Source organism: Caballeronia sp. NK8, assembly GCF_018408855.1.
GTDB lineage: Bacteria > Pseudomonadota > Gammaproteobacteria > Burkholderiales > Burkholderiaceae > Caballeronia.
This window is the reverse complement of record NZ_AP024325.1, coordinates 170,901-192,674: the sequence shown is the minus strand read 5'-3', so window position 1 is coordinate 192,674 and position 21,774 is coordinate 170,901. Positions and strand designations below refer to the sequence as shown.

Below are 21,774 nucleotides of genomic sequence, written 5' to 3'. Positions count from 1 at the left end.
TTCCAATTGAACCCATCATCGATCGCACCAACCCACCCTCGCGATCCATCAATCGGAAATGGCCCATGCGGACTCAATACGAGGCGTCGACGCCGGACCAGCGAAACAAGGCGGAGCACAAGCGTCAGGCGCACTTCCAGCGGTGGTTCGCCACCTTCGCCAGCCTCGCCCATTCACGGCTTCCGCTCCCCGACTATCTGCAGAAAGTCACTGACACCCTTCGTGAAGTCGCCGGCGTCGCGTCCGCCGTGGTCGAATGGATCGAGGGCGAGGAACTCGTCTATCGCGCGGCGAGCGGCGCGGCGGCGGTGCACACCGGCGTGCGGCTGCCCACGTCCGGCAGCCTGTCCGGCCTGTGCATCACGCGCCAGCAGCCGCTCATCTGCCGCAATTCGGCGACCGACCATCGCGTGGATCGCGCTGCGTGCGCGGCCGTCGGCGCGGTGTCGATGGTCGTCGCGCCCGTGATCTACGAAGGCCGCTCGGTCGCGGTGCTGAAGCTCATTTCCGGCGAAGTCGATCACTTCGGGCAAGCGGATATCAGCATTCTCGATGCGTTCTGCGCGTGCATCGCCGAAACCATCGCGCGCGAGCAGATCGGGCAGGAAAATCGTGCGCTTCTGAAGGAGAACGCGAGCGTCGCCGCGACTCTGTCGGTCGAGTCGTCGCTGCGGATCGAATTCGAAAAGAAGCTCGCCGACGCCATGCGCCGCCGTCAGACCGTGCTCGACAACGCGCACGTCGCGTTCGTATCGATGGACGAGGCCGGCATGGTCGTCGAATGGAACGAGGCCGCGACGCTGCTGTTCGGCTGGAAGCAGCAGGACGTGGCGAGGCGCGAGCTGGCGTCGTTCATCGTGCCCGAGCGCCTGCGCGACGCGCATCGCGCCGGGCTCACGCGCTATCTCGCGACCGGCGAGGCGCGCATGATCAACCAGCGCGTCGAGTTGCCCGCGCTGCGCCGCGACGGCAGCGAGTTCGCGGCCGAGCTGACGATCAGCGAAGTCTGGTACGAGGGCCAGCGCCAGTTCGCGTGTTTCGTGCACGACATCACCGACCGGCGCGCCGCGACCGAGGCGAACGAGCGCCTGCGCCTGCTCATCGACTCGGTGAGCGATTACGCGATCTGCATGCTCGACCAGAACGGCTACGTGCGCTCGTGGAACGAAGGCGCGCATGCCATCTACGGCTTCGCGGCGCATGAAGCGATCGGCCGGCACGTCGCGCTCTTCTACACCTCCGACGAACACGGCCGCGACCGCCCCGGCGACGATCTCGCGCGCGCGGCTCAAAGCGGCCGCGTCGAGCACGAGGACTGGCAGGTGCGCAAGGACGGCTCCGAGTTCTGGGCGCACGTGATCCTGAGCGCGCTGCCGAATCCGACCGGCGGCGCGCAAAGCTTCGTCAGGATCACGCGCGACATGACCGCGCGGCGGCGCCTCGAAGAACTGGAAGCGTCGAGCCGCCGCATGAACGAGTTTCTCGCGCTGCTCGGCCACGAGTTGCGCAATCCGCTCGCGCCGATCCGCAACGCGGTGAGCATCCTGAAGCTGAAATCCTCCGACGACGCCGACGTGATCCACAGCCGCCAGATCGTCGATCGCCAGCTCGCGCATCTGACCAAGCTCGTCGACGATCTGCTCGACGCCGGGCGCGTGAGCTCGGGCAAGATACGTCTCGCCACCGGCATCGTCGATATCGCGGATGTCGTGCATCTGAGCGTCGAAGCGAGCCAGCCCTTGTGCGACGAGCGCGGGCAGCGCATCGACGTGCAGGACGGCGGCCAGCCGCTCTTCGTCAACGGCGATTCGACGCGGCTCGTGCAGGCGCTCAACAATCTGCTCAACAACGCCTCGAAGTTCAGCCCGCCCGATTCGACCATCACGCTCGAAGTGGGCCCGCGCGGCGGCTCGGTGCTCGTGCGCGTGACCGATCAGGGCCGCGGCATCTCTCCCGAAGCGCTCGGCATGGTGTTCGATCTGTTCGTGCAGGAGCATCCGCCGGGCGCGCATCTCGACGAAGGCGGTCTCGGCATCGGCCTCACGCTGGTGCGCGCGATCACGGAGCTGCACGGCGGACATGTCGAGGCGAAGAGCGGCGGCGCGGGACAGGGCAGCGTGTTCTCGCTGTGGCTGCCGCTCGCCGAAGCGCCCGCGCGCGGCGCAGCGGCGGATGCGCCGCCGTCCGCCGCCGTGACGCGTGCGCTCGACGTGCTGGTGGTCGACGACAACCGCGATTCCGCCGACAGCATGACGCTGCTCGTCGACATGCTCGGTCACCACGCGCGCGCCGTCTACGATGGCCCCGGCGCGCTCGATTCATTCGAGGCGTCGCGGCCGCAGGTCGTGCTGCTGGATCTGTCGATGCCCGGCATGACCGGCTTCGACGTGATCCGCCGCATGCGCGACGACCGGAAGCGCGTGATCGTCGCGGCGATGACCGGCCTCGGTTCCGACGAAGACATGGCCCGCACGCGCGCCGCCGGCTTCGACGCGCATCTCGTCAAACCGGTCGATCTTCCGGAACTGGAGCGCGTGCTGGCGCTGGCGGGGCGCGTCTGACGGGTTCGGGCGCGCCGGGCACCGCACGCACGCTGGCGGGCGTTCTGCTCAGCCGATAAGGCACCTTCAACACCGGCCAGAACGCGCCGTTCGCATCGCGCGCGGCGGAGAGAACGTCCGCGAGGAAGTCGCGGTCTTCGAGCAGTTCGTCCACGCGCAGCACCGCCACGGCGCCCGCGATGCTCGCTGCCGCCGCCGCTTTAGGCAACGTGATGCAGCGTGCGCGCTCGGCGTCGGACACTTCGCCTTCGATCCACACATGGCCGTCCAGACAGGCGTGCGCCTCGCCGCGCGGCGCGTCCTGGCCCGCCGCGAACAGCGCGCACCACGCGGCGACGTCCTGCATCGAAATCTCGATGAACGTGCCTTGGTCCGCAGGCGATGCCAGGCGCGCGACGATCGCGAACAGCGCCGCCTGGCCGCCGAGAATGTCCGCGCCCGATGCGCCGATCTTGACCGGCGCGCCGTCGCTTTTCGTGAGGTCCATGAGGCCGCCCATCGCCTGAATGACGGTATCGAACGCCGGCCGCGACGGATACGCCGACGCGATGCCGAAACCCGATATCGAACAATAGACGAGACGCGGATTGATCGCGCCGAGCGTCTCGCGCGTGAAGCCGAGCTTCGCGAGCGCGCCGGGGCGCAGGTTTTCGACGAGCACGTCGGCGTCTTTCAGCAGCGCGCGCAGATGGGCGCGATCGGCTTCGTGCTTGAGATCGAGCGCGATCGTCTGCTTGTCGGTGTTGTTGAGCGCGAAGAAATAGCTCGTGCCGCCCTGCCCCGGCTGCCACGAACGCGCGACTTCACCGTCAGGCGGCTCGATCTTCACGACTTGCGCCCCGAGCGCGGCGAGATGCTTGCCGACGAGCGGCGCGGTCGTGTACTGGCCTATTTCGATCACCTTCACGCCCGCGAGCGGCGCGGCTTGATCGTCGCTTTTGCGCGCGTGGGTCTTCGCGACGCCACGCGCTTCGCTCAACGCGAACGTTTCGAATATCGAAACCTGCCGATACGTGTGCGCGTCGATGCCGTTCGCTTCGATCGCGCGCGCTGCCTGCGCGTGACGCAAACGGAAATTCGGCTCGCCGTGCAACTCCGCGATGCCGACGATCGGTCCCGCCGCCACGCCGATGCGCTCGCACAGGCGCGTGCAATCGTCGGTGGCGAGCGTCGTCGTCCAGGTTTCGATGAGCGCGTCGAGTTCATCGACATGACGCACGCGAGCGGCGAGCGTCGCGAAACGCGCGTCGTCCATTTGCGGCACGCGCGCTTCCTGTCTGAGCTTGCGCCACTGTTCCTCGGTGCTCGTGCAGATGAGGATCCAGCCGTCGCGCGTGCGGTACGCGTTCCACGGCGCGCACGCCGGATGGCGGTTGCCCACGCGGGCGGCCGTGCGGCGCGCGAAGGCGGCGGGCAGGAAGGTCGTGAGCGCGCTGGCCGCGCAGCCCATCAGCGTCACGTCGATGTTCTGGACGATGCCGCGCTGGCGCTTGACGCGCACCGCCGACGCGATGGCCGACGCCGCATAGAGCGCCGCCGATATCTCCGCGAACGCAATGCCGATCCGCACCGGCGCGCCGTTGGCGAAGCCGGTCGTGTCCATGAGGCCGCTCATCGCCTGGATTTGCGCGTCGGTCCAGGGCGTGCCCGAGCGCGAGTCCTGCGCGCCGGTCGCGGTGATATCGCACACGATATGCGCGCCCGATGCCTTCCACTGCGCGCTGTCCATATCCGACGATACGACGATGACCTCGTAATTCGCGCCGTCTGTCGCGGCGGAATCGACTTTGGCGCCCGCCCGTTCGAGCAGCGTCGCGCACAGCTTCACCGCGTCGCGCGCGCCGCAGGCCAATACTCGCAAACCTTCCAGCATTTTCGTCTCCTTCCTTCGTATCTGCACGGCTGGCGCGCCCGCGCCCGCGTTGCTACCATCGTCCGATGCGAACCCTTCCGTCACTCAACGCGCTGCGCGCCTTCGAAGTCTGCGGGCGTCTGCTCAGCATCCAGCTCGCCGCCGATGAGCTGAACGTCACGCCCGCCGCCGTCAGCCGCCAGATCAAGCTGCTGGAAGACCAGCTCGGCGTGCTCCTTTTTGAACGCGGGCATCGCGCGATCACATTGACGCCGATGGGCTCGCGCTATCTCGCCGACGTGATCCGCAGCTTCGACACCTTGCGCACCGCGACCGTCAATCTCACCGAGGCCCGCAAGCGCCGCACGCTGAAGATTCGCGCGTACACCACGTTTTCGATGAACTGGCTGCTGCCGCGTCTCTCGACGTTTCATCGCGACCATCCGGATATCGAAGTGAGTTTGACCACGTCGCTGCAACCGGTCGACTTCAACACCGAAGACGTCGATGCCGCGATTCGTCTTTCGCACGCGCCTTCCTCCGATCTCGGCTTCGACCGGCTCGTGCCGAACGAGCTCGTGCCGGTGTGCAGCCCCGGTTTTTTGCGCGCGCATCCTGAACTCGGCGATGCATCGCCTGAAGCATTGCGCAACGTGCCGCTGCTGCATTCGCTCGCGCGTCGCGAGGACTGGGCGAAGTGGCTCGACGCGGCCGGGGTGCAGGGCGTGAATCCACTGGGCGGGCTGAGCTACGAGAGCTCGATCCTTGCGTATTTCGCGGCGACGCAAGGGCATGGCATCGCGATGGCGCAGCGCGTACTCGTTGCGGATCAGTTGAGCGCGGGCACGCTCGTCATGCCGTTTTCCTTCGTGCTCGATCTCGGGGCGTTCACTTATTACTTGATCTATCCGCCTGAGCATCTTTCGAGTGCGGAATTCGCAGCGTTTCGGACGTGGTTGCTCTCTACCGGCGAAGCTTCGGGGTGATGTGGTTGCTATGGGCATTTTGCTTGTGCTTTCGTGGAATCCTGATTTCGTGTCGGTCTATTAGCACTGCCCCTCCCCGGGGCGGGGGTCACTTTCTTTGCTGCTGCAAAGAAAGTAACCAAAGAAAGCAGCTCGATACGCCCGCGGTCACACGCAATTTGGGTGTCCTTCTCCTCGCTCGTGGCCTCTGTAGCGAGTGCCCTCATAGGCCACCTCGGGCTTGGACCGCGCACGGTCTGCCACATCGCGCCGCGTGCGTGGCTGGTTCAGCACAAAATGGCTCCGGCCCGCTGCGCGGCCGATGGGTACATCGGGTCTGCGTGTGCTTCCATATCAAGGTATCCATACCAATGGTTTCCCTGGCAAAACCCAACGGCAGCGCGTAGCGCTGTGCCGAAGCTCTTTCGTGCTGAACCAGCACGCTATACGTTCTAGCTCGTCAGACCGTGCGCGGTCCACGCCCGGTTAGGCCTACGAGGGCACTCACTACTGAGCCCACGATCAACGAGAAGAACACCCAAATTGCGTGTGACCGCGGGCGTCTCAAGCTGCTTTCTTTGGTTACTTTCTTTGCAGCAGCAAAGAAAGTGACTGCCGCCCCGCACAGGGGCAACGCCAATAGACCAACACGCTCACAGGCCATCCATAGAAGCCCCAAAAAAACCTAACGCCCTCGATACCGAGGAACACGTTTCTCCGCAAACGCCTTGCGGCCCTCCACCCGATCCTCCGATTCCCGCATCGCCCCCCAGGCCAGCTCGGTAAATTCAAGCGCCTGCGCAAGTGGCACATTCGCGCTCGTCTCGATGACTTTCTTGATCATCTGCACCGCAAGCGGCCCGTTCGCCGCGATCGCTCGCGCGAGTTTCATCGCCTCGTCCATCAACGCTTCGGGCTCCGCGACATCGGATATCAAACCAACGCGATGTGCATACTCCGCATCGATCCTGCCGCCAGTGAGCAGCATCTTCATCGCGATGGCGGAGGGCACCGCGCGCTGCAGCGCCTGAATGCCGCACACAGCGGGAATGCTCGCGACGACCGCTTCCGGCAACCCAAACACCGCGCCCTTCGACGCGATGCGCAGATCGCATTGCAGCGCAAGCTCCAGGCCGCCGCCCAGGCAATAACCATTGATCGCAGCGATCATCGGCTTGAAGATGCGCAACGAACTCAGCTCCATCAAACGCACGTAAATGCCTTCAGCACCCGCACGATCGAGCGACTTCACGAACGACGACCCGAACGATGTCGAGGGCGGCAACGTGCGCTTCAAATCCGCGCCGACGCAAAACGACTTCGCGCCCGCGCCGGTGATGACGATCACGCGAACATCGTCGTCATCGCGTGCTTCGGAAAGACGCGAACGCAGTTCAACGAGCGTGTCGATATCGAGCGCGTTGAGCGCTTCGGGCCGATCGAGTGTCACGACGGCGACGTAATCGGTCACGCTGTAGCGAATGGTCATGATCTTCTCCGCGACTCAGACGCTCGGCGACGCAAGCGAGCGCCCGCCGCACACATAGAGCGTCTGCCCGGTGATGTACGACGCCTCGCGCCGCGCGAAAAAGCACACCGCCTGCGCGATATCCTCCGGCGTGCCGATACGCTGCACCGGCACCGACTTCTTCAGCTTCTCCTGAAGCTCGGGATCGAAGGCCTGAAAGAGCGGCGTATCGACGATGCCCGGCGCGACCGCGTTCACCGTCACGCCGTCCTTCGCCCATTCGAGCGCGAGACTGCGCGTGAGACTCACCACGCCGCCCTTCGCCGCCGAATAGTTCGCCTGCCCCACGCCGCCAAGCCACGCCCGCGACGAGATGTTCACGATGCGCCCGTGCTTCGCCGCGCTCATATGCGCAAGCACCGCGCGGCAGCACAGAAACTGCGACTTGAGATTCACGTCGATGACGGCGTCCCAGTCGTCATCGCTCATGCGCGTGATGCGCTTGTCGCGCACGATGCCCGCGTTGTTCACGAGCACGTCGATACGTCCGTAGCGCTCGATCACTGCCTCGACCGCGCGATTCACCGATTCGCTTTGGGTCACATCGACGGCGAGCGCGATCACGTCCGCGCCGGATGCGGCGAGCCGTGTCGCGGCTTCGTCGAGCGCCCCGCGATCGAGATCGAAGAGTGCGATGCGGCGGCCGTCGCGTGCAAGCATCTGCGCGATGCCGAATCCAATGCCCTTCGCGCCGCCCGTGACGATCGCGACTTCCGTTGATGAAGCATTCATTGCTGTCTCCTTGAACGAATGCCCCGATGCTAGGCCGCCTCGTCACGTCCGCTCAAACGACATTTTTTGCGGCATCGATTGAGTTTTTGTGCGCGCGGTTTCGATTGATCAGAAGTCAATCGAGAACGCAGAAAAAGTCGTTTGAGCGCGCGAAAAGCCGAACCTACGATGCGTCCATCACGAACACACACGGAGACGACATCATGGACACCACGCTTCCCAACCTCGCGGAACCCGCCGCGACGCCACTCAGCCGCACGCAGAAAAAAGCCATCGTCGCGGCGACGCTCGGCACCATCGTCGAGTTCACGGACTGGATCATCTATGCGACGTTCGCGTCGCTGTTCTCGCGGCAGTTCTTCCCGGCGAACAACGCCAGCATCGCGCTGCTCGCGACTTTCGCCGTGTTCGCGGTCGGCTTCGTGATGCGGCCCATCGGCGGCGCGCTGCTCGGCGCCTATGCCGACCGCCACGGCCGCAAGAACGGCCTCGCGCTGTCCGTCGCGCTGATGGCGGGCAGCTCGCTCGTCATCGCGGCGTGTCCGGCGTATGCGTCCATCGGCGTCGCGGCGCCGCTCGTGCTCGTCGCCGCGCGGCTCGTGCAGGGCTTCGCGGCGGGCGGCGAGTTCGGCTCGGCATCGACGTTCCTGATGGAGTCGGCGTCGCCCGCGCGGCGCGGCTTCGCGGGATCGTGGCAGCACTTCGCGGTGAACGCGGGCGTGCTGGTGGCGGCATCGATCGGCGCGCTGCTCACGTCGATGATCGATGCGCCCGCGATGGCCGCGTGGGGCTGGCGCGTCGCGTTCACGATCGCCGGATTGATGGGCTTCGTCGCGCTGTGGTTTCGCCTGGCCGTCGCCGAAACCGATGCATTCAAACGCAGCGCGTCGGCGCGTCAGCACACGCGGCATCCGTTCATCACGATCGTGCGTGAGCATCGCCGCGCGGCGCTCCGTGTGATCGGCATCGCGATGGCGGGCAATCTCTGCATCTATCTGTGGCTCGTGATGTTCCCGACGCTCGCTCACATGCGCGGCCTGCCGTTGCGCGATGCGTTCAGCGCCAGCGTGGTGTCCATCGTCGTGTCGCTCGTGGCAATTCCGCTGCTCGGCATGCTGTCGGACCGCATCGGACGCAAGCCGGTGCTGATCGCGTTCGCCGCAGGCTCCGCGCTTTTCGCTTATCCCGCGCTGCACTTTCTCAACAACGATTACTGGAGCGCGACGGTCATCGTCACCATCGGCATGCTGCTTTCGTCCGGGTTCGCCGCGACCTGCGCAACGGTCATGGCCGAGCAGTTCCCCGCGCATGTGCGGGCGACGGGCGTCGCGCTGCCCTACGCGATTTCGGCTGCGCTCTTCGGCGGCACGCTGCCGACCATCGTCACCGCGATGAACAGCGCCGGTCTCTCGCAATACCTCTGGATCTACGTGGCCGCCGTGTGCGCCGCGAGCTGCATCGTCTATGCGCGCATGCCGGAAACGCGCGGCAAGACGCTCGACTGAGACTTTCTTCTTTTACATGCAATGGAGACAACCATGCGCAAAGTAGTGATCGGCGGCGTCGGCATGACGCCCTTCGGCAAGTTTCTCGAACGCAATCTGAAGTCGCTCGCGGAGGAAGCAGTGTCGCTCGCGCTGAAGGACGCGCACGTGACCGTGAACGACGTCGACCGCGTCTTTTTCGGCAACGCGGCGGCGGGCGTCGTCACCGGACAGGAAATGATTCGCGCGCAGTCGTCGCTGCGTAACACCGGCCTCGACGGCAAACCCATGTTCAACGTCGAGAACGCCTGCGCGTCCGGCAGTTCGGCGTTGAATCTCGCGCGGCTCGCGGTGGCGTCGGGTCAGGCGGAGACGGCGCTGGTCGTCGGCGTGGAAAAGCTGTCGCACGAGGACAAGGCCGTGTCGTTCGGCGCATTCGCGAAGGCCGTCGATCTCGAAGAGCCGCTGCCCGAAGGCGTGACGACCGGAACCGGCTCGCTTTTCATGGACCTGTATGCCGCGAAGGCGCGCAAGTGGATGGAAAAGACCGGCGCCGAGGCGAGCGATTTCGCGCGCGTCGTCGTGAAGAGCCGGCATGCGGGATCGCTCAATCCGCACGCGCAGTTCCGCAAGGAAACGAGTGTCGAGGAAGTGCTGACGAGCCGCATGGTCAGCGATCCGCTGACGCTTTTCATGTGCTCGTCGATCGGCGATGGCGGCGCGGCCGTGTTCATCTGCTCCGAGGACTTCGCGGCGAAGCACGACATTCGCCCGGTGTATATCCGCGCGAGCTCGATCGTGTCGGCGAAAGCGGATGGCTCGGGCGAACTCGTCGCGGTGCGCGCGGCGCGTGAAGCGTACGAGGAAGCGGGCATCGGACCGGAGGACGTGCATGTCGTCGAATTGCACGATGCCTCCGCGCCTGCCGAGCTGATTCACTACGAAAACCTCGGCCTGTGCGCGCCCGGCGATGCGCCCAGGCTGATCCGTTCGGGCGATACGGACATCGGCGGAAGGATTTCCGTGAATCCGAGCGGCGGCTTGCTGTCGCGCGGGCATCCGGTCGGCGCGACGGGCGTCGCGCAGATCGTCGAGCTGACGCAGCAGTTGCGCGGCAAGGCCGGCGCGCGGCAGCGGCCCGGCGCGAAAGTCGCGCTCGCGGAAAACAACGGCGGTCAGCTCGCGGGCGATTCGGCCGTCGCGCTGGTCACGATTCTTTCGACGTAAGCTCGGCGCATTCCACCGTCACATTCCCCCGCTCCTCGAAGCGCGCGAGCACCGGCGCTTCGGCCATCGCATCGGTGACGAGCGTCCAGTTGCGCTCCAGCGGCGTCCAGTGCTGCTGGTTCGCGCGCTCCAGCTTGTTCGACGTGACCAGCACGAACACGCCCGCCGCCTGCCCCACGATGCATTCCTTCAGAAACGCCTGCTCCGCCGTGGCCTCGCACAGCCCGCGCCCCGCGACGACGCCGTCCGCGCCGAGAAACGCCTTGTCGAAGGTGACGCGCGTGAGCGCCACCTGCGCGATCGGCCCGAGCGTGCTCATGCTCGACGGCCGCACGTCGCCGCCGATCAGCGTCACGCGCACGTCCGCCGCCGCGAGCACGCTCACCGCGAGCAGATTGTTCGTCACGACGTGAACTTCCGAACGACCGGCGAGGCAGCGCGCGAGCGCGGCGGTCGTCGTGCCGCCGTCGAGGAAGATCGTGTCGCCGTCCTGCACGTGCCGCGCGGCGGCGCGCGCGATCGCTTCCTTCTGCTCGCGAAAACTCTCGCGCCGCGTATCGAGCGATTCTTCCGGCTCGTGCATGCCCACCGACGCCGCGCCGCCATACGTGCGCACGATGCGCCGCTCGTCGGCGAGCGCGCGCAGGTCGCGCCGCACCGTGGCTTCCGACATGCCGAAGTGGTCGCATAGCGCAGCGACATCGTTCATGCCGGACAGCACGGCCTTGAGCATGGCTTCGCGGCGTTTCTCGACTTTCATCCTTATTCCTTTCTGGCGAGGACGCTCAGTGTAGCGAACCGGCCGGGTCCGTCGAATGCTCGCGCTGTCTTTGACCCAAACGCTCACAATTGATCGTTTCAATCATTCGAACAGGCAAAATGATCGACATCGATCAGAGTAAACACGTATACCGAGCGATTTGCGCAAAGTACGACGGAAGACTACACTCCGGTTTGATCGATTCAATCAATTTATGATCGGATCGGACAGAAACCACTCTGGAGACTCGCATGGCTCAGATCCACATCAAGCGCGCCGTCGAGCGCGTCCCCGGCGGGATGATGATCGTCCCGCTGCTGATCGGCTCGCTGATCGCGACGTTCATGCCCGGCATGCCGAAGTTTTTCGGCTCGTTCACCAACGCACTCTTCACCGGCGCGCTGCCGATTCTGGCGGTGTTCTACGTGTGCATGGGCGCGAGCATCGACGTGAAGGCGACGCCGTATCTCATCAGAAAAGGCGGCGCGCTGTTCGTGACGAAGGTCGGCACGGCGATCATCGCGGGCGTCGTGCTCGGCCACTTTCTCGGCGAGCAGCCGATCTCCTCGGGACTGTTCGCCGGCATTTCGACGCTCGCCGTCGTGGCCGCGATGAACGACACCAACGGCGGCCTGTACATGGCGCTGATGGGCCAGTACGGACGCTCGGAAGACGTGGGCGCGTACACGATCATGTCGCTCGAATCGGGCCCGTTCCTGACGATGGTCACGCTCGGCGTCGCGGGCCTCTCCGCGTTTCCGTGGCCTACGCTCGTCGGCAGCATTCTGCCGCTCGCGGTCGGCATGCTGCTCGGCAATCTGGATCGCGAGATGCGAGACTTTCTCGGCCGCGCAGTGCCGGTGATGATTCCGTTCTTCGCGCTGGCGCTCGGCGCGAGCCTCGATCTGCACAAGGTCTGGCAAGCGGGCCTGCTCGGCATCGGGCTGGGTTTCGCGGTCGTGATCGTGACGGGCATTCCGCTCTACTTCGCGGATCGTCTGACGGGCGGCACGGGCGTCGCGGGCGCGGCGGCGGCGAACACCGCGGGCAACGCAGCGGCGGTCCCGGCGCTGATCGCGGCGGCCAATCCGGTCTACACCGAAGCGGCGAAATCGGCGACATTGCTGGTCGCGGCGTGCGTGGTCGTGACGGCGATCGTCTCGCCGATCCTGACAGCGTCGATCGCAAAACGGGTGAACGCGCGTGAAGCGGCACGCGCATCGTCCAGAACACGCGAGGCCACGCAATGAAGAGTCTGCTGATCGTCGCCGACGATCTGTCGGGCGCGGCCGATTGCGCGATCGCGTTCGCGGCGGCGGGCCTCAGGACCGTCGTATCGCTCGATTCGAATGCATCGGATGCCAACGCGACGGTGATCGCCGCCGACACCGACACGCGCCGCCTCTCGCCCGCCGACGCCGCCAAGCGCACGGCGAGCGCGTGGCAGGCCTTGCGTGCGCCGGGCCGGCGTCTCTACAAGAAGATCGATTCGACCTTGCGCGGCAACTGGAGCGCCGAAGTCGCGGCGCTGACGAAGCTCGCGGGACCGGCGATCGTCACGCCGGCGTTTCCCGCGACGGGCCGCACCGTGCGCGACGGCCGCGTGATCGTGCGCGGCGTGCCGCTCGAAGACACCGAAACGTGGCAACTCGAACACGCCGGGCAGAACGCGGATTTGCGCGCGATGCTCGACATGGTCGGCCTGCGCGTCGCGCATGTTTCGCTCGATGCGCTGCGCGCCGCGCCGCAGGATATCGCCGCGATGGTCGCGTCGGCGGCGGCGAGCGCGCATGGCGTCGACGCGATCATCGTCGATGCAGAAACCAACGACGACCTCGCGTTGCTCGCGCGCGTCACGGCATCCATCGACGAACAGTTTTTCTGGGTCGGCTCGGGCGGACTCGCGCGCGAACTGGCCGCCCTGCCCGATCTCTTCGACGCGAGCGCCGCCGCACGCGCAACGCGTTCGATCGAGCCGGCGCAAGGCCCGATTCTCGCGCTCGTCGGCAGCCTCTCCGCCATCTCCGAGCGTCAATGCGCGCTGCTGCGCGCCGAAACGGGCATCGGCGAAATGATCGTGCCGCCCGCCGTGTTGCGCGACGGCGCGCGTCATCCGCACTGGCAGGCGTGGCATGAACGCATCGGCGCGTGCGTGCGCGGCAAGCAAGACGCGATCGTGCGTATCGGCCGTGACGAGGCCTTCGATCCGGCAGAAGGCGCGCGGCTGTCGAACGCGCTCGCGGCGCTCGTCGCGCCGCACTTCGACCGGCTCGGCGGGCTCATCGCGACCGGCGGCGAAACCGCGCGCGCGATGCTCGCGGCGGCGAACGTCGGCAGCCTCGAACTCGTGCGCGAAATCGAAGCGGGCGTCGCGCTCGGCCGGCCATCGAACGGCATGGGCCCTTCGATCGTCACCAAGGCAGGCGCGTTCGGCAGCGAACACGCGCTGCTCGGCGCTTACCTGCATCTGCGCGGCGCGGAATTTCCCCGCGCGCGTCAGGACATGAACATCACAGGCGAAACATCATGAGCAACACTCTCCCCGTAATCGGCATCACGATGGGCGACGCGAGCGGCGTAGGCCCAGAAGTCGTCGTCAAGAGCCTCGCGCACGATGCGGTCTACCAGCAATGCCGCCCGCTCGTGATCGGCGATGCGCGCCGTCTCGAGCGCGCGAACGAACTCGTCGGCGGCAAGGCGCGCGTGCGCCCCGTCAAGGATGCGAGCGAGGCGCGTTATGAACCGGGCGTGATCGACTGCATCGACCTCGGCCTGATTCCCGACGATCTGCCCTTCGGCGAGCTTTCCGCTATCGCGGGCGACGCGGCGTACCGCTACATCGCCCGCGCGGTCGAACTCGCGCAGGCCGGTCAGATCGATGCGATCTGCACCGCGCCGCTCAACAAGGAAGCGCTGCACGCGGGCGGCCACAAGTTTCCCGGCCACACCGAAATGCTCGCGCATCTGACGGGCGTGGACGAAGTGTCGATGATGCTCGTCGCGCCGCAACTGCGCGTGATTCACGTAACGACGCACATCGGCATCATCGATGCGATCCGCAAGATCGAGCCGGGTCTGGTGCAACGCACGATCGAACGCGGCAACGCGACGCTCGTGAAGGCGGGCATCGCGAAGCCGCGCATCGGCGTGTGCGGGATCAATCCGCACGCGGGCGAAAACGGGCTGTTCGGTTACGGCGAGGAAGAGGAAAAGATCATCCCCGCCGTGAAGGTGTTGCAGGAACGCGGCCTCGACGTGACCGGCCCGCTGCCCGCCGATACACTGTTCTATCGCGCGGGACGCGGCGACTTCGATCTCGTCGTCGCGATGTATCACGATCAGGGGCATGGTCCCGTGAAGGTGCTCGGCCTCGAAGCGGGCGTGAACGTGACGGTCGGGCTGGACGTGATCCGCACGTCGGTCGATCACGGCACGGCGTTCGATATCGCGGGCAAGGGCATCGCCGACGAAGGCAGCATGCTCGAAGCGCTGCGGCAGGGCGCGGAACTGGCGACGCGGCGGCATTGAGCGCGCGGCGCGATAATGGGCGCTCCACACGAAGCGCGCGCGCCGACCGATCATGACTTCTCCGCTCGATACGCTGCATGACCTATGGCGCATCGCCGGCTTGCCCGACGATGCGCTTTCCTTCATCGACCTTTCTGGTCGCGATCCCGTTTTTCCCACGACCTTCGCCGTCGGCACGGCGGCGCAGGCGACCGTCGGCGCGGCGGCGCTCGCCGCGTGCGAGCTTGGCGCGGCGCGTGGCGTCGAGCGGCAGCGCGTGGCGGTCGACATGACCCATGCCGCTGTCGAATGCACCGGAGCGTTCACGGTCGACGGCAAGGAGCCGGAAACGTGGGGACGCTTTTCCGGCCTCTATCGCTGCGCCGATGGCTACGTGCGGATTCACGCGAACTTCGAACATCATCAGGACGGCGCGCTGCGTCTGCTCGGGCTCGACCCGCGCACGGCGACGCGCGAGGATGCCGAGCGTGCGTTGCTCGCGTGGCGCGGCGCAGAGTTCGAGAACGCGGCGGCGGAGCGCGGTCTCGTCGTCACGATGTTGCGCACCTTCGAACAATGGGACGCGACGCCGCAGGCGCGGGCCGTCGCCGCGCAGCCGTTGATGACCCTCACGCGCATCGGCGATGCGCCGCCGCTCGCGTTGCCTGCGCTGTCTCCTCAGGCGCGCCCGCTCGACGGGCTGCGCGTGCTCGATTTCACGCGCATTCTCGCCGGGCCGGTCGGCGGGCGGGCGCTCGCCGCGTTCGGCGCGGATGTCATGCTCGTGAACGGGCCGCATCTGCCGAATATTCCCGCGATTGCGGATACCAGCCGGGGCAAGCGCTCGGCGCTGCTCGATCTGCGCACGGAGAGCGATCGCGACGCGCTCTGGCAGTTGATCGACGAGGCGCATGTGTTCGCGCAGGGGTATCGGCCGGGCGGGATTGCTTCGCTGGGTTTCGGGCCGCAGGCACTGGCGGCGCGCAGGCCGGGCATCGTCTATGTGTCGCTGAGCGCGTATGGCACCGAAGGACCGTGGGCCGAGCGGCGCGGTTTCGATTCGCTTGTGCAGACCGCGATGGGCTTCAATGCAGCCGAAGGCGAAGCGGCAGGCGACGGCAAGCCCCGCCCGCTGCCGATGCAGATGCTCGATATGGCGAGCGGTTTCCTGATGGCCTTCGGCGCGGCGGCGGCGCTCTGGAAGCAGCAGCGCGAAGGCGGAAGCTGGCACGTGCAGGTTTCGCTCGCGCAGACGGGGCATTGGTTGCGCGGACTGGGACGCATCGACGGCGGGTTGAAGACCGCGAAGCCCGATCTCGCGCCGTATGTCGAGCGTTATGAATCGGGCTTCGGAGAGTTGATGGCGGTGCGGCCGAGCGCGCAGTTCGCGCGAACGCCGGCGGGTTATGCGCGGGATGCGGCGCCGCCGGGAACCTCGGCGGCGCGGTGGTGATGGACGCCCGCTACTCCGCGCGCGACATCGCTTCGCCCAGTTCCTGATTTCCGCGCGATTTCAGCGTATCGGCGGCATTGAGGCGATCTCGCGCCTCCTTGTTCTGGCTCAGCTTCGATTTACCCACCAGCGAAGTCACCGCGATCTCAATGCCGACGATATTGCGCAACATGCCGTCGATGAACTCGCGCTCGGAGTCGCCCATCTTCCACGGACGCGGCTCGTTCGCCTCGTGCCGCCGCGTCAGGCGCGCGACCAGTCCGCGCACGAACTGCTCGTCGTCGCGCACGGTGAGCACGCCGTGGGCGTGCACCACTTCGTAGTTCCACGTCGGCACCTGCCGATGCGCTTCGTGCTTGCTCGGATACCAGTTCGGCGAGATATAACCCTCGGCTCCGCGAAAGATCACCATGACGGGCGTGCCGGTCGGGCAGCGCTGCCACACGTCGTTCGCGCGCGCGACGTGCGCCGTGAGCAGGCCGTGCGTGCCCTGCGCCGGATCGAATTCGAACGGAATGTGATTGGCGTCCAGACCGGCGGCGTCGTGGGTCACGAGCACGCCCAGCGCGTGTGCGCTGATGATCCGTTGTAATTCTTCAGGGCGAGTCTCGGCGAAGTGCGGCGGGATATACATCGTGGATGTCTCGACAGGAGGCAACTGAGGCCCGTCAATATTGCGCGAAACAGGCACAATGAGAAGGTCCAGTTTCGATCGATTTTTATGGTCCAGTCACACGTCCCCGGTACGGGCCGCCGCATCTACGACCTGCTGCGCGCACAGATCGCCGACGGCACGCTGCCCACCGGCGCGCCGATGCCGTCGACGCGCGCGCTGGCGGCGGACCTCGGCGTGTCGCGCACGACGGTCACGGCGGCCTACGAGCAGCTCGCGGCGGAGGGTTTCCTGATCACGGCGGCGGGCCGCGTCGCGCGCGTCGCCACGCCGCCGATGACACCCGCCACGCCCAGTCCCGCGCGCGCGGCGCGCCGCGCGCCCGTGCTGTCCGGCTACGGCCGGCGCGTCGCGAATCTGCCAATGCCTGCCCTGCCTCAACCGAAGCGCAACGGCATCGACTTTCTGTACGGCGCGGTGTCGGCGCGCGACTTTCCGTCGTTGATCTGGAAGCGCGCGTATCAGGCCGAACTGCTGCATCAGCCGGACCACCTGTATTACGCCGCGCCGGAAGGCGACGCCTCGCTGCGGCGCGCGTTGCTCGCTTATCTGGGCCGGGCGCGCGGCCTTGTCTGCGACAGCGAGCAGATCGTCGTGGTGAACGGCACGCAGCAGGCGCTCGATCTGTGCGCGCGCGTCTTGCTCGATCCCGGCGATGCCTTCGCTTTCGAGGACCCCGGCTATCTGATCGCGCGCAACTGCTTCGAGGCGGCGGGCGGGAAGCCGCTCGGCGTGCCCGTTGACGAACACGGTCTCGACACGCGCCGCCTTCCCGTCGATGGCCGCGCGCGGCTCGCGTATGTGACGCCGTCGCATCAGTTTCCGCTGGGCGGCGTGCTGCCCATCGGGCGGCGGCTCGAACTGCTCGAATGGGCAGAGCGGCACGACGCGTGGATCATCGAGGACGACTACGACGGCGAGTTCCGCTACGGCCAGCGCCCGATCGACGCGTTGCAGTCTATCGATTCGAATGGCCGCGTGATCTATATCGGCACGTTTTCCAAGGCGCTCTCGCCGCACCTTCGGCTGGGCTACATGATTCTGCCGCACGATCTCGTGCCGGCGTTCCGTCAGGCCAAGCGACTGAGCGACCGTCATTCGGCGATTCTCGATCAGCGCGTGCTCGCCTCGCTGATCGAGAGCGGCGCTTACGAACGCCATGTGCGGCGCGTGCGGCGGGAATACGAACGGCGTCGCGCGGCCTTGCTCGATGCCATCGCGGAGCTTCTGCCGGCGAGCGCGGAAGTGACCGGAACGGCGGCCGGATTGCATGTCACGCTATGGCTGCCGATGCTCGATTCGAACGATGAAACCGCGCTCGTCGCCGCCGCGAATGCGCAGGGCGTGGGCATCTATCCGGTGTCGCCGCTGTATATCGCGCAGCCAGGCGTCGCGCGTCCGGCCGGGCTGATTCTGGGCTATGCCAGCGTGCCGGTCGAACGGATTCGTACCGGCATACAGACGCTTGCTGGCGTGATCGCGCGTCTGAGCGCTTGAGCGCTTTGTATTCCCATCGCACGCGTCTATTCTGAATGTCGTTGTTCAACGAAAACAAGACGATGGAAACAAGAACATGCGCGCGAGAATCCTGGCTGTCCCGTTGTTGATCGCCTCCAGCCTTCTCGCCGCGAGCTGCGGCGGCGGATCGTCGGATGATCCCATCGATCAGGTGATGAAAAAGCCGCGCTACACCAGCGCGAATTCCCAATGGTCGATGGTCGTGATGGACGCGACCACGGGCGAAACGCTCGTCGCACTGCGACCGGACGCGCTCTCGTTCACCGGCTCCGTGCGCAAGCTCTATTCGGTCGGAAGCGCGCTCAACACCATCGGTGCGGACCATCGCTTCGAGACGCCGGTGTATCGCAACGGCACGCTCGATGCATCGGGCAAGCTCACGGGCGATCTGATCCTGAAGGCGTCCGGCGATCTGACCTTCGGCGGACGCCAGAAGCCCGACGGCACCATCGACTTCACCGACTTCGATCACAACGAGGCACGCGCCTTCGACGGCGCGATCCTGACGCCGGAAGATCCGCTCACCGCCGTGAACCAGCTGGCGCAGCAGGTCAGGGCGGCGGGCATCACGTCGGTGAGCGGTGATGTCGTCGTCGACGACAGGCTCTTCGATGCGTTTCGCGTGCCCAACGGCAACGTGCTCATCTCGCCGATTCTCATCAACGAGAACGTGATCGACGTGACGCTCGCGCCCACGGGCACCGGCCAGCCCGGACAGCTCGACTGGCGTCCGCGCACCAGCGCGATGACCATGCAGGGCACGACGCTCACGACGACGGCGAACAGCGAGGCGGACATCGTCACCTCGGGCGATGCGCTCGACGAAGGCCCGCTCAGTTGTCTTGCCGCGCCGGGCTGTCACGGCACGATCTCGGGCGCGGCGAGTCTCTCCACGCCCGCGACGATTCCGCTCGGCTATACGTCGCCACTCGTGGGCAACGCGTTGTACGTCAGCAATCTGCGTGTCGAAGATCCGCCTTCGTTCGCGCGCACCGCCTTCATCGATGCACTGGCGCGCGCGGGCGTGACCGTGTCGGCGGCCGCCGTTCAGCCCAATGACAGAAGCAGGCTGCCATCGGCGCAAATCTATTCGGGCGCGACGCAGGTCGCGAACTTCACGTCCCTGCCCTACTCGGAAATCGCCAAGCTGATACTCAAGGTGAGCCTCAACACCGGCGCGAATCTGAGCCTGATGTACCACGGTCTGACGCAAGGCGCGCATACCGTCGACGCCGCGCTCGTCGCGGAGCGGCAGTATCTGACGAGCACGCTCGGCATCGACGGCGCGGGCTTCGACTTTCCGACCAACGGCAGCGGCTCGCCCGACAGCCGCGCGAGCGCGCGCACGACTGCGAACCTGCTGACTGTGATGAGCCGCCTGCCGATCTATCCGGTGTATCGCGACGCGCTGTCGATTCTCGGCGTCGATGGCTCGCTCGCGGCGATCGGCAGGGACGTGGTCGGCAAGGAGCATATACGCGTGAAGAGCGGCGCGACCGTGACCAACGGTCAGATGGTTGCGATGAACATGGCGGGCTACATGGACGCGAAGAGCGGCCGCCGGCTCGCGTATGCGCTGTTCGTCAACAACGCGGGGCCGGTGCAGGCGCTCACCGACACGCTCGAAGTCTTCGACGATGAAGCGACGATACTTGGCATCGTCTACGCGCGTTATTGAACCGGCGTCACTGCGGCGGCACCGGAATCATCCACGGGAACACATAAGCCTGCAGCATCGCGATCACGCCGATCACCGCCGCGCCCGCGATCGAATGGAAGAACACGGTCCGGAAGATCGGCCCGAGCGCGAAGGCGCGCTCCTTGGGGTCGTCGTAGCACGCGGCGCACGCCACCATGATCGATTGCGCATCGATCATCTTGCCCATCACGCCGCCCGTCGAGTTGGTCGCGACGATCAGGATGGGATTGAGGTTGAGCTGTTGCGCGGTGATGCGCTGCAGGCTGCCAAAGAGCGCGTTCGACGCCGTATCCGAACCCGTCAGAAACACGCCGAGCCAACCCAGAAACGCCGCGAAGAACGGATAAAACACGCCCGCGCCCGTGAAGGCGAGTCCGAGCACCGCGTCGGTGCCCGAGTAGCGCGTGAGGAAGCCGAGGCCCAGCACCTGCGCGATCACCAGCACGGGAATCTTCATGCGGCGCATGGTCTGTATGAAAGCGTCCTTCCATTGCACGGCGGACAGACGCAGCACGAAACCCGACAGCATCGCGGCGACGAACACACCCGTGCCCGCCGCCGATAACCAGTTGATCGTGAAGCGAGCCGCTTCCGCTTTCGCGTTGACAGGCGCGACCGGCGGCATCCGGTGTACGAGGTTGTGCAGCGCGGGCATGTCCCAGACGGGCAAGGACAGCGTGCCTTTGAACGGCGAGCCGAAGAGCGTCGTCGAGAAGGTGACGCCGGCGAACACGTTGTTGAGGAATTTCTTGAATTCGGGCACGCCCCACAGTGCGCAACACGCGATCAGAATCACCCACGGCATCCACGCATACACGGTTTCGCCGACAGAATATTTGTACTTCCACTCCGACTTGTCGGTTGCGACCGTGGCCGTGCTCTTGCCCTGCCGGGCGAGCGCCTCACGCTCGGACCTGAGCAGAAAGCGCGTCTTCGGATGCCAGACGAAACGCAGGAACAGCGCCGTGCAGATCACCGAGAACACGCCCGACACCACGTCGGTCATCAGGTGGAGCGCGTGACTTCCGGACGCATAGAACTGCATCAGCGCGAACGATGCGCCTGCGCACAGCATCGCCGGCCAGACTTCGAAGACTTCCTTCCACGAGCCGCCCTCCATTTTCACGAAGGTCGCGACGAGCCAGAACGGCACGAGCAGCGATACGAACGGCAACTGGTGGCCGGCCATCGCGGAGAGCGTGAGCTGGTCGAGTTCACTCACGGCGGCGAGCGTGACGATCGGCGTGCCGATCGCGCCCCACGCAACGGGCGCCGTATTCGCGAGCAGGTTGAGCACGGCGGACTGGAACGGCCTGAAGCCGAGCCCGACCATCACCGCGCCGGCGATCGCCACGGGCGTGCCGAATCCCGACGTGCCTTCGATGATCGCGCCGAATGAAAACGCGATCAGCACGCATTGCAGCCGGCGATCGAACGAGATGTGGACGATCGATTCCTTGACGATCTCGAACTTGCCGGTGACGACGCTCATCGTGTAAAGGAACATCGCGGCCAGCACGATCCAGATGATGCCGAGAAAGCCCGACAGCGAGCCGAGCGCGAACGCCGACACCGCCGAGGCGACCGGCATCCGGAACACGAGACAGGACACGATGAACGCGGCGATCACGCCAAACAACGCCGCATAAGGCGCCGAAATGCCGAGATGCACGTTGCCCTGCGAATCGCGATGGCGATGCAGCGCGATGAAATAGAGCAGCGTCAGAATGGGGATTGCCGCGACGATCGTCGAAAGGAATGCGTTGCCCAACGGGTTGTAGGTCTGCTGGTACATGTCGTTTCCTTTTTGATCCT

General features: G+C 66.0%; 16 protein-coding genes. 10 read left to right on the top strand and 6 right to left on the bottom strand.

Features of this window, described 5'->3' with window-relative positions; genetic code table 11:
- The first annotated feature begins 65 nt into the window (after positions 1–65).
- A complete protein-coding gene (locus NK8_RS26465) occupies positions 66–2,561 on the top strand; it encodes a PAS domain S-box protein (RefSeq protein ID WP_213232669.1) in 2,496 nt (831 codons plus the stop codon).
- Here the strand turns inward: NK8_RS26465 and NK8_RS26460 are convergent.
- A complete protein-coding gene (locus NK8_RS26460; protein ID WP_213232667.1) occupies positions 2,503–4,434 on the bottom strand; it encodes a CoA transferase in 1,932 nt (643 codons plus the stop codon). The genes NK8_RS26465 and NK8_RS26460 overlap by 59 nt on opposite strands.
- A 65-nt stretch (positions 4,435–4,499) precedes the next feature.
- Here NK8_RS26460 and NK8_RS26455 point away from each other — a divergent pair, with 65 nt between their 5' ends.
- Positions 4,500–5,399, top strand: coding sequence for a LysR substrate-binding domain-containing protein (locus NK8_RS26455; RefSeq protein WP_162070135.1), 900 nt, complete (start codon positions 4,500–4,502; stop codon positions 5,397–5,399).
- Positions 5,400–6,063: 664 nt separating this feature from the next.
- Here NK8_RS26455 and NK8_RS26450 read toward each other — a convergent pair.
- Together NK8_RS26450 and NK8_RS26445 are read right to left on the bottom strand one after the other, a co-directional pair.
- The gene (locus NK8_RS26450) at positions 6,064–6,867 is read right to left on the bottom strand and encodes an enoyl-CoA hydratase/isomerase family protein (RefSeq protein WP_213232665.1); all 804 of its coding nucleotides are present in this window, start codon (positions 6,865–6,867) and stop codon (positions 6,064–6,066) included.
- Between the two features lie 15 nt (positions 6,868–6,882).
- Complete coding sequence (locus tag NK8_RS26445) at positions 6,883–7,638, bottom strand: SDR family NAD(P)-dependent oxidoreductase (protein ID WP_213232664.1); 756 nt, start codon at positions 7,636–7,638, stop codon at positions 6,883–6,885.
- A 203-nt stretch (positions 7,639–7,841) separates the two neighbouring features.
- On the opposite strand from NK8_RS26445, the gene NK8_RS26440 reads away from it, so the two are divergent.
- Positions 7,842–9,143 (top strand): MFS transporter, encoded by a 1,302-nt coding sequence (locus NK8_RS26440; protein WP_213232663.1) that lies wholly within the window; start codon positions 7,842–7,844, stop codon positions 9,141–9,143.
- Positions 9,144–9,176: 33 nt separating this feature from the next.
- Positions 9,177–10,349, top strand: a complete 1,173-nt coding sequence (locus tag NK8_RS26435; RefSeq protein ID WP_213232662.1) for a thiolase family protein — start codon at positions 9,177–9,179, stop codon at positions 10,347–10,349.
- Here NK8_RS26435 and NK8_RS26430 read toward each other — a convergent pair.
- Positions 10,330–11,109, bottom strand: a complete 780-nt coding sequence (locus NK8_RS26430) for a DeoR/GlpR family DNA-binding transcription regulator (protein WP_162070140.1) — start codon at positions 11,107–11,109, stop codon at positions 10,330–10,332. The genes NK8_RS26435 and NK8_RS26430 overlap by 20 nt on opposite strands.
- A gap of 251 nt (positions 11,110–11,360) precedes the next feature.
- Between NK8_RS26430 and NK8_RS26425 the strand changes: the two genes are divergently transcribed.
- Genes NK8_RS26425 through NK8_RS26410 form a run of 4 tightly spaced genes read left to right on the top strand, consistent with a single transcriptional unit; the run spans position 11,361 to position 16,069 of the window.
- Positions 11,361–12,359: a 2-keto-3-deoxygluconate permease gene (locus NK8_RS26425; protein WP_213232661.1), complete on the top strand. Its 999-nt coding sequence runs from the start codon at positions 11,361–11,363 to the stop codon at positions 12,357–12,359.
- A complete protein-coding gene (locus NK8_RS26420; protein ID WP_213232660.1) occupies positions 12,356–13,639 on the top strand; it encodes a four-carbon acid sugar kinase family protein in 1,284 nt (427 codons plus the stop codon). The genes NK8_RS26425 and NK8_RS26420 overlap by 4 nt, the downstream gene beginning before the upstream one ends.
- Positions 13,636–14,637 (top strand): 4-hydroxythreonine-4-phosphate dehydrogenase PdxA, encoded by a 1,002-nt coding sequence (gene pdxA, locus NK8_RS26415; RefSeq protein ID WP_061177381.1) that lies wholly within the window; start codon positions 13,636–13,638, stop codon positions 14,635–14,637. Before NK8_RS26420 ends, pdxA begins: the two co-directional genes overlap by 4 nt.
- A gap of 52 nt (positions 14,638–14,689) precedes the next feature.
- The gene (locus NK8_RS26410) at positions 14,690–16,069 is read left to right on the top strand and encodes a CoA transferase (protein ID WP_213232659.1); all 1,380 of its coding nucleotides are present in this window, start codon (positions 14,690–14,692) and stop codon (positions 16,067–16,069) included.
- A gap of 10 nt (positions 16,070–16,079) precedes the next feature.
- Here the strand turns inward: NK8_RS26410 and NK8_RS26405 are convergent, their stop codons facing one another.
- A complete protein-coding gene (locus NK8_RS26405) occupies positions 16,080–16,703 on the bottom strand; it encodes an FMN-binding negative transcriptional regulator (protein WP_213232657.1) in 624 nt (207 codons plus the stop codon).
- An 87-nt stretch (positions 16,704–16,790) separates the two neighbouring features.
- Between NK8_RS26405 and NK8_RS26400 the strand changes: the two genes are divergently transcribed.
- Complete coding sequence (locus NK8_RS26400) at positions 16,791–18,239, top strand: PLP-dependent aminotransferase family protein (protein WP_213232655.1); 1,449 nt, start codon at positions 16,791–16,793, stop codon at positions 18,237–18,239.
- 76 nt (positions 18,240–18,315) lie between these two features.
- Complete coding sequence (locus NK8_RS26395) at positions 18,316–19,938, top strand: D-alanyl-D-alanine carboxypeptidase/D-alanyl-D-alanine-endopeptidase (RefSeq protein ID WP_213232653.1); 1,623 nt, start codon at positions 18,316–18,318, stop codon at positions 19,936–19,938.
- 7 nt (positions 19,939–19,945) lie between these two features.
- Here the strand turns inward: NK8_RS26395 and NK8_RS26390 are convergent, their stop codons facing one another.
- Entirely contained in the window at positions 19,946–21,754 is a 1,809-nt protein-coding gene (locus tag NK8_RS26390) for an L-lactate permease (protein ID WP_213232651.1), read from the bottom strand.
- Positions 21,755–21,774: the final 20 nt, after the last annotated feature.

What these genes read in the sequence shown, in the direction of transcription:
- NK8_RS26465 (WP_213232669.1), top strand. Translation starts at nt 66, where the DNA reads ATGCGGACTCAATACGAGGCGTCGACGCCGGACCAGCGAAACAAGGCG.
- NK8_RS26460 (WP_213232667.1), bottom strand. Translation starts at nt 4,434, where the DNA reads ATGCTGGAAGGTTTGCGAGTATTGGCCTGCGGCGCGCGCGACGCGGTG.
- NK8_RS26455 (WP_162070135.1), top strand. Translation starts at nt 4,500, where the DNA reads ATGCGAACCCTTCCGTCACTCAACGCGCTGCGCGCCTTCGAAGTCTGC.
- NK8_RS26450 (WP_213232665.1), bottom strand. Translation starts at nt 6,867, where the DNA reads ATGACCATTCGCTACAGCGTGACCGATTACGTCGCCGTCGTGACACTC.
- NK8_RS26445 (WP_213232664.1), bottom strand. Translation starts at nt 7,638, where the DNA reads ATGAATGCTTCATCAACGGAAGTCGCGATCGTCACGGGCGGCGCGAAG.
- NK8_RS26440 (WP_213232663.1), top strand. Translation starts at nt 7,842, where the DNA reads ATGGACACCACGCTTCCCAACCTCGCGGAACCCGCCGCGACGCCACTC.
- NK8_RS26435 (WP_213232662.1), top strand. Translation starts at nt 9,177, where the DNA reads ATGCGCAAAGTAGTGATCGGCGGCGTCGGCATGACGCCCTTCGGCAAG.
- NK8_RS26430 (WP_162070140.1), bottom strand. Translation starts at nt 11,109, where the DNA reads ATGAAAGTCGAGAAACGCCGCGAAGCCATGCTCAAGGCCGTGCTGTCC.
- NK8_RS26425 (WP_213232661.1), top strand. Translation starts at nt 11,361, where the DNA reads ATGGCTCAGATCCACATCAAGCGCGCCGTCGAGCGCGTCCCCGGCGGG.
- NK8_RS26420 (WP_213232660.1), top strand. Translation starts at nt 12,356, where the DNA reads ATGAAGAGTCTGCTGATCGTCGCCGACGATCTGTCGGGCGCGGCCGAT.
- pdxA (WP_061177381.1), top strand. Translation starts at nt 13,636, where the DNA reads ATGAGCAACACTCTCCCCGTAATCGGCATCACGATGGGCGACGCGAGC.
- NK8_RS26410 (WP_213232659.1), top strand. Translation starts at nt 14,690, where the DNA reads ATGACTTCTCCGCTCGATACGCTGCATGACCTATGGCGCATCGCCGGC.
- NK8_RS26405 (WP_213232657.1), bottom strand. Translation starts at nt 16,703, where the DNA reads ATGTATATCCCGCCGCACTTCGCCGAGACTCGCCCTGAAGAATTACAA.
- NK8_RS26400 (WP_213232655.1), top strand. Translation starts at nt 16,791, where the DNA reads ATGGTCCAGTCACACGTCCCCGGTACGGGCCGCCGCATCTACGACCTG.
- NK8_RS26395 (WP_213232653.1), top strand. Translation starts at nt 18,316, where the DNA reads ATGCGCGCGAGAATCCTGGCTGTCCCGTTGTTGATCGCCTCCAGCCTT.
- NK8_RS26390 (WP_213232651.1), bottom strand. Translation starts at nt 21,754, where the DNA reads ATGTACCAGCAGACCTACAACCCGTTGGGCAACGCATTCCTTTCGACG.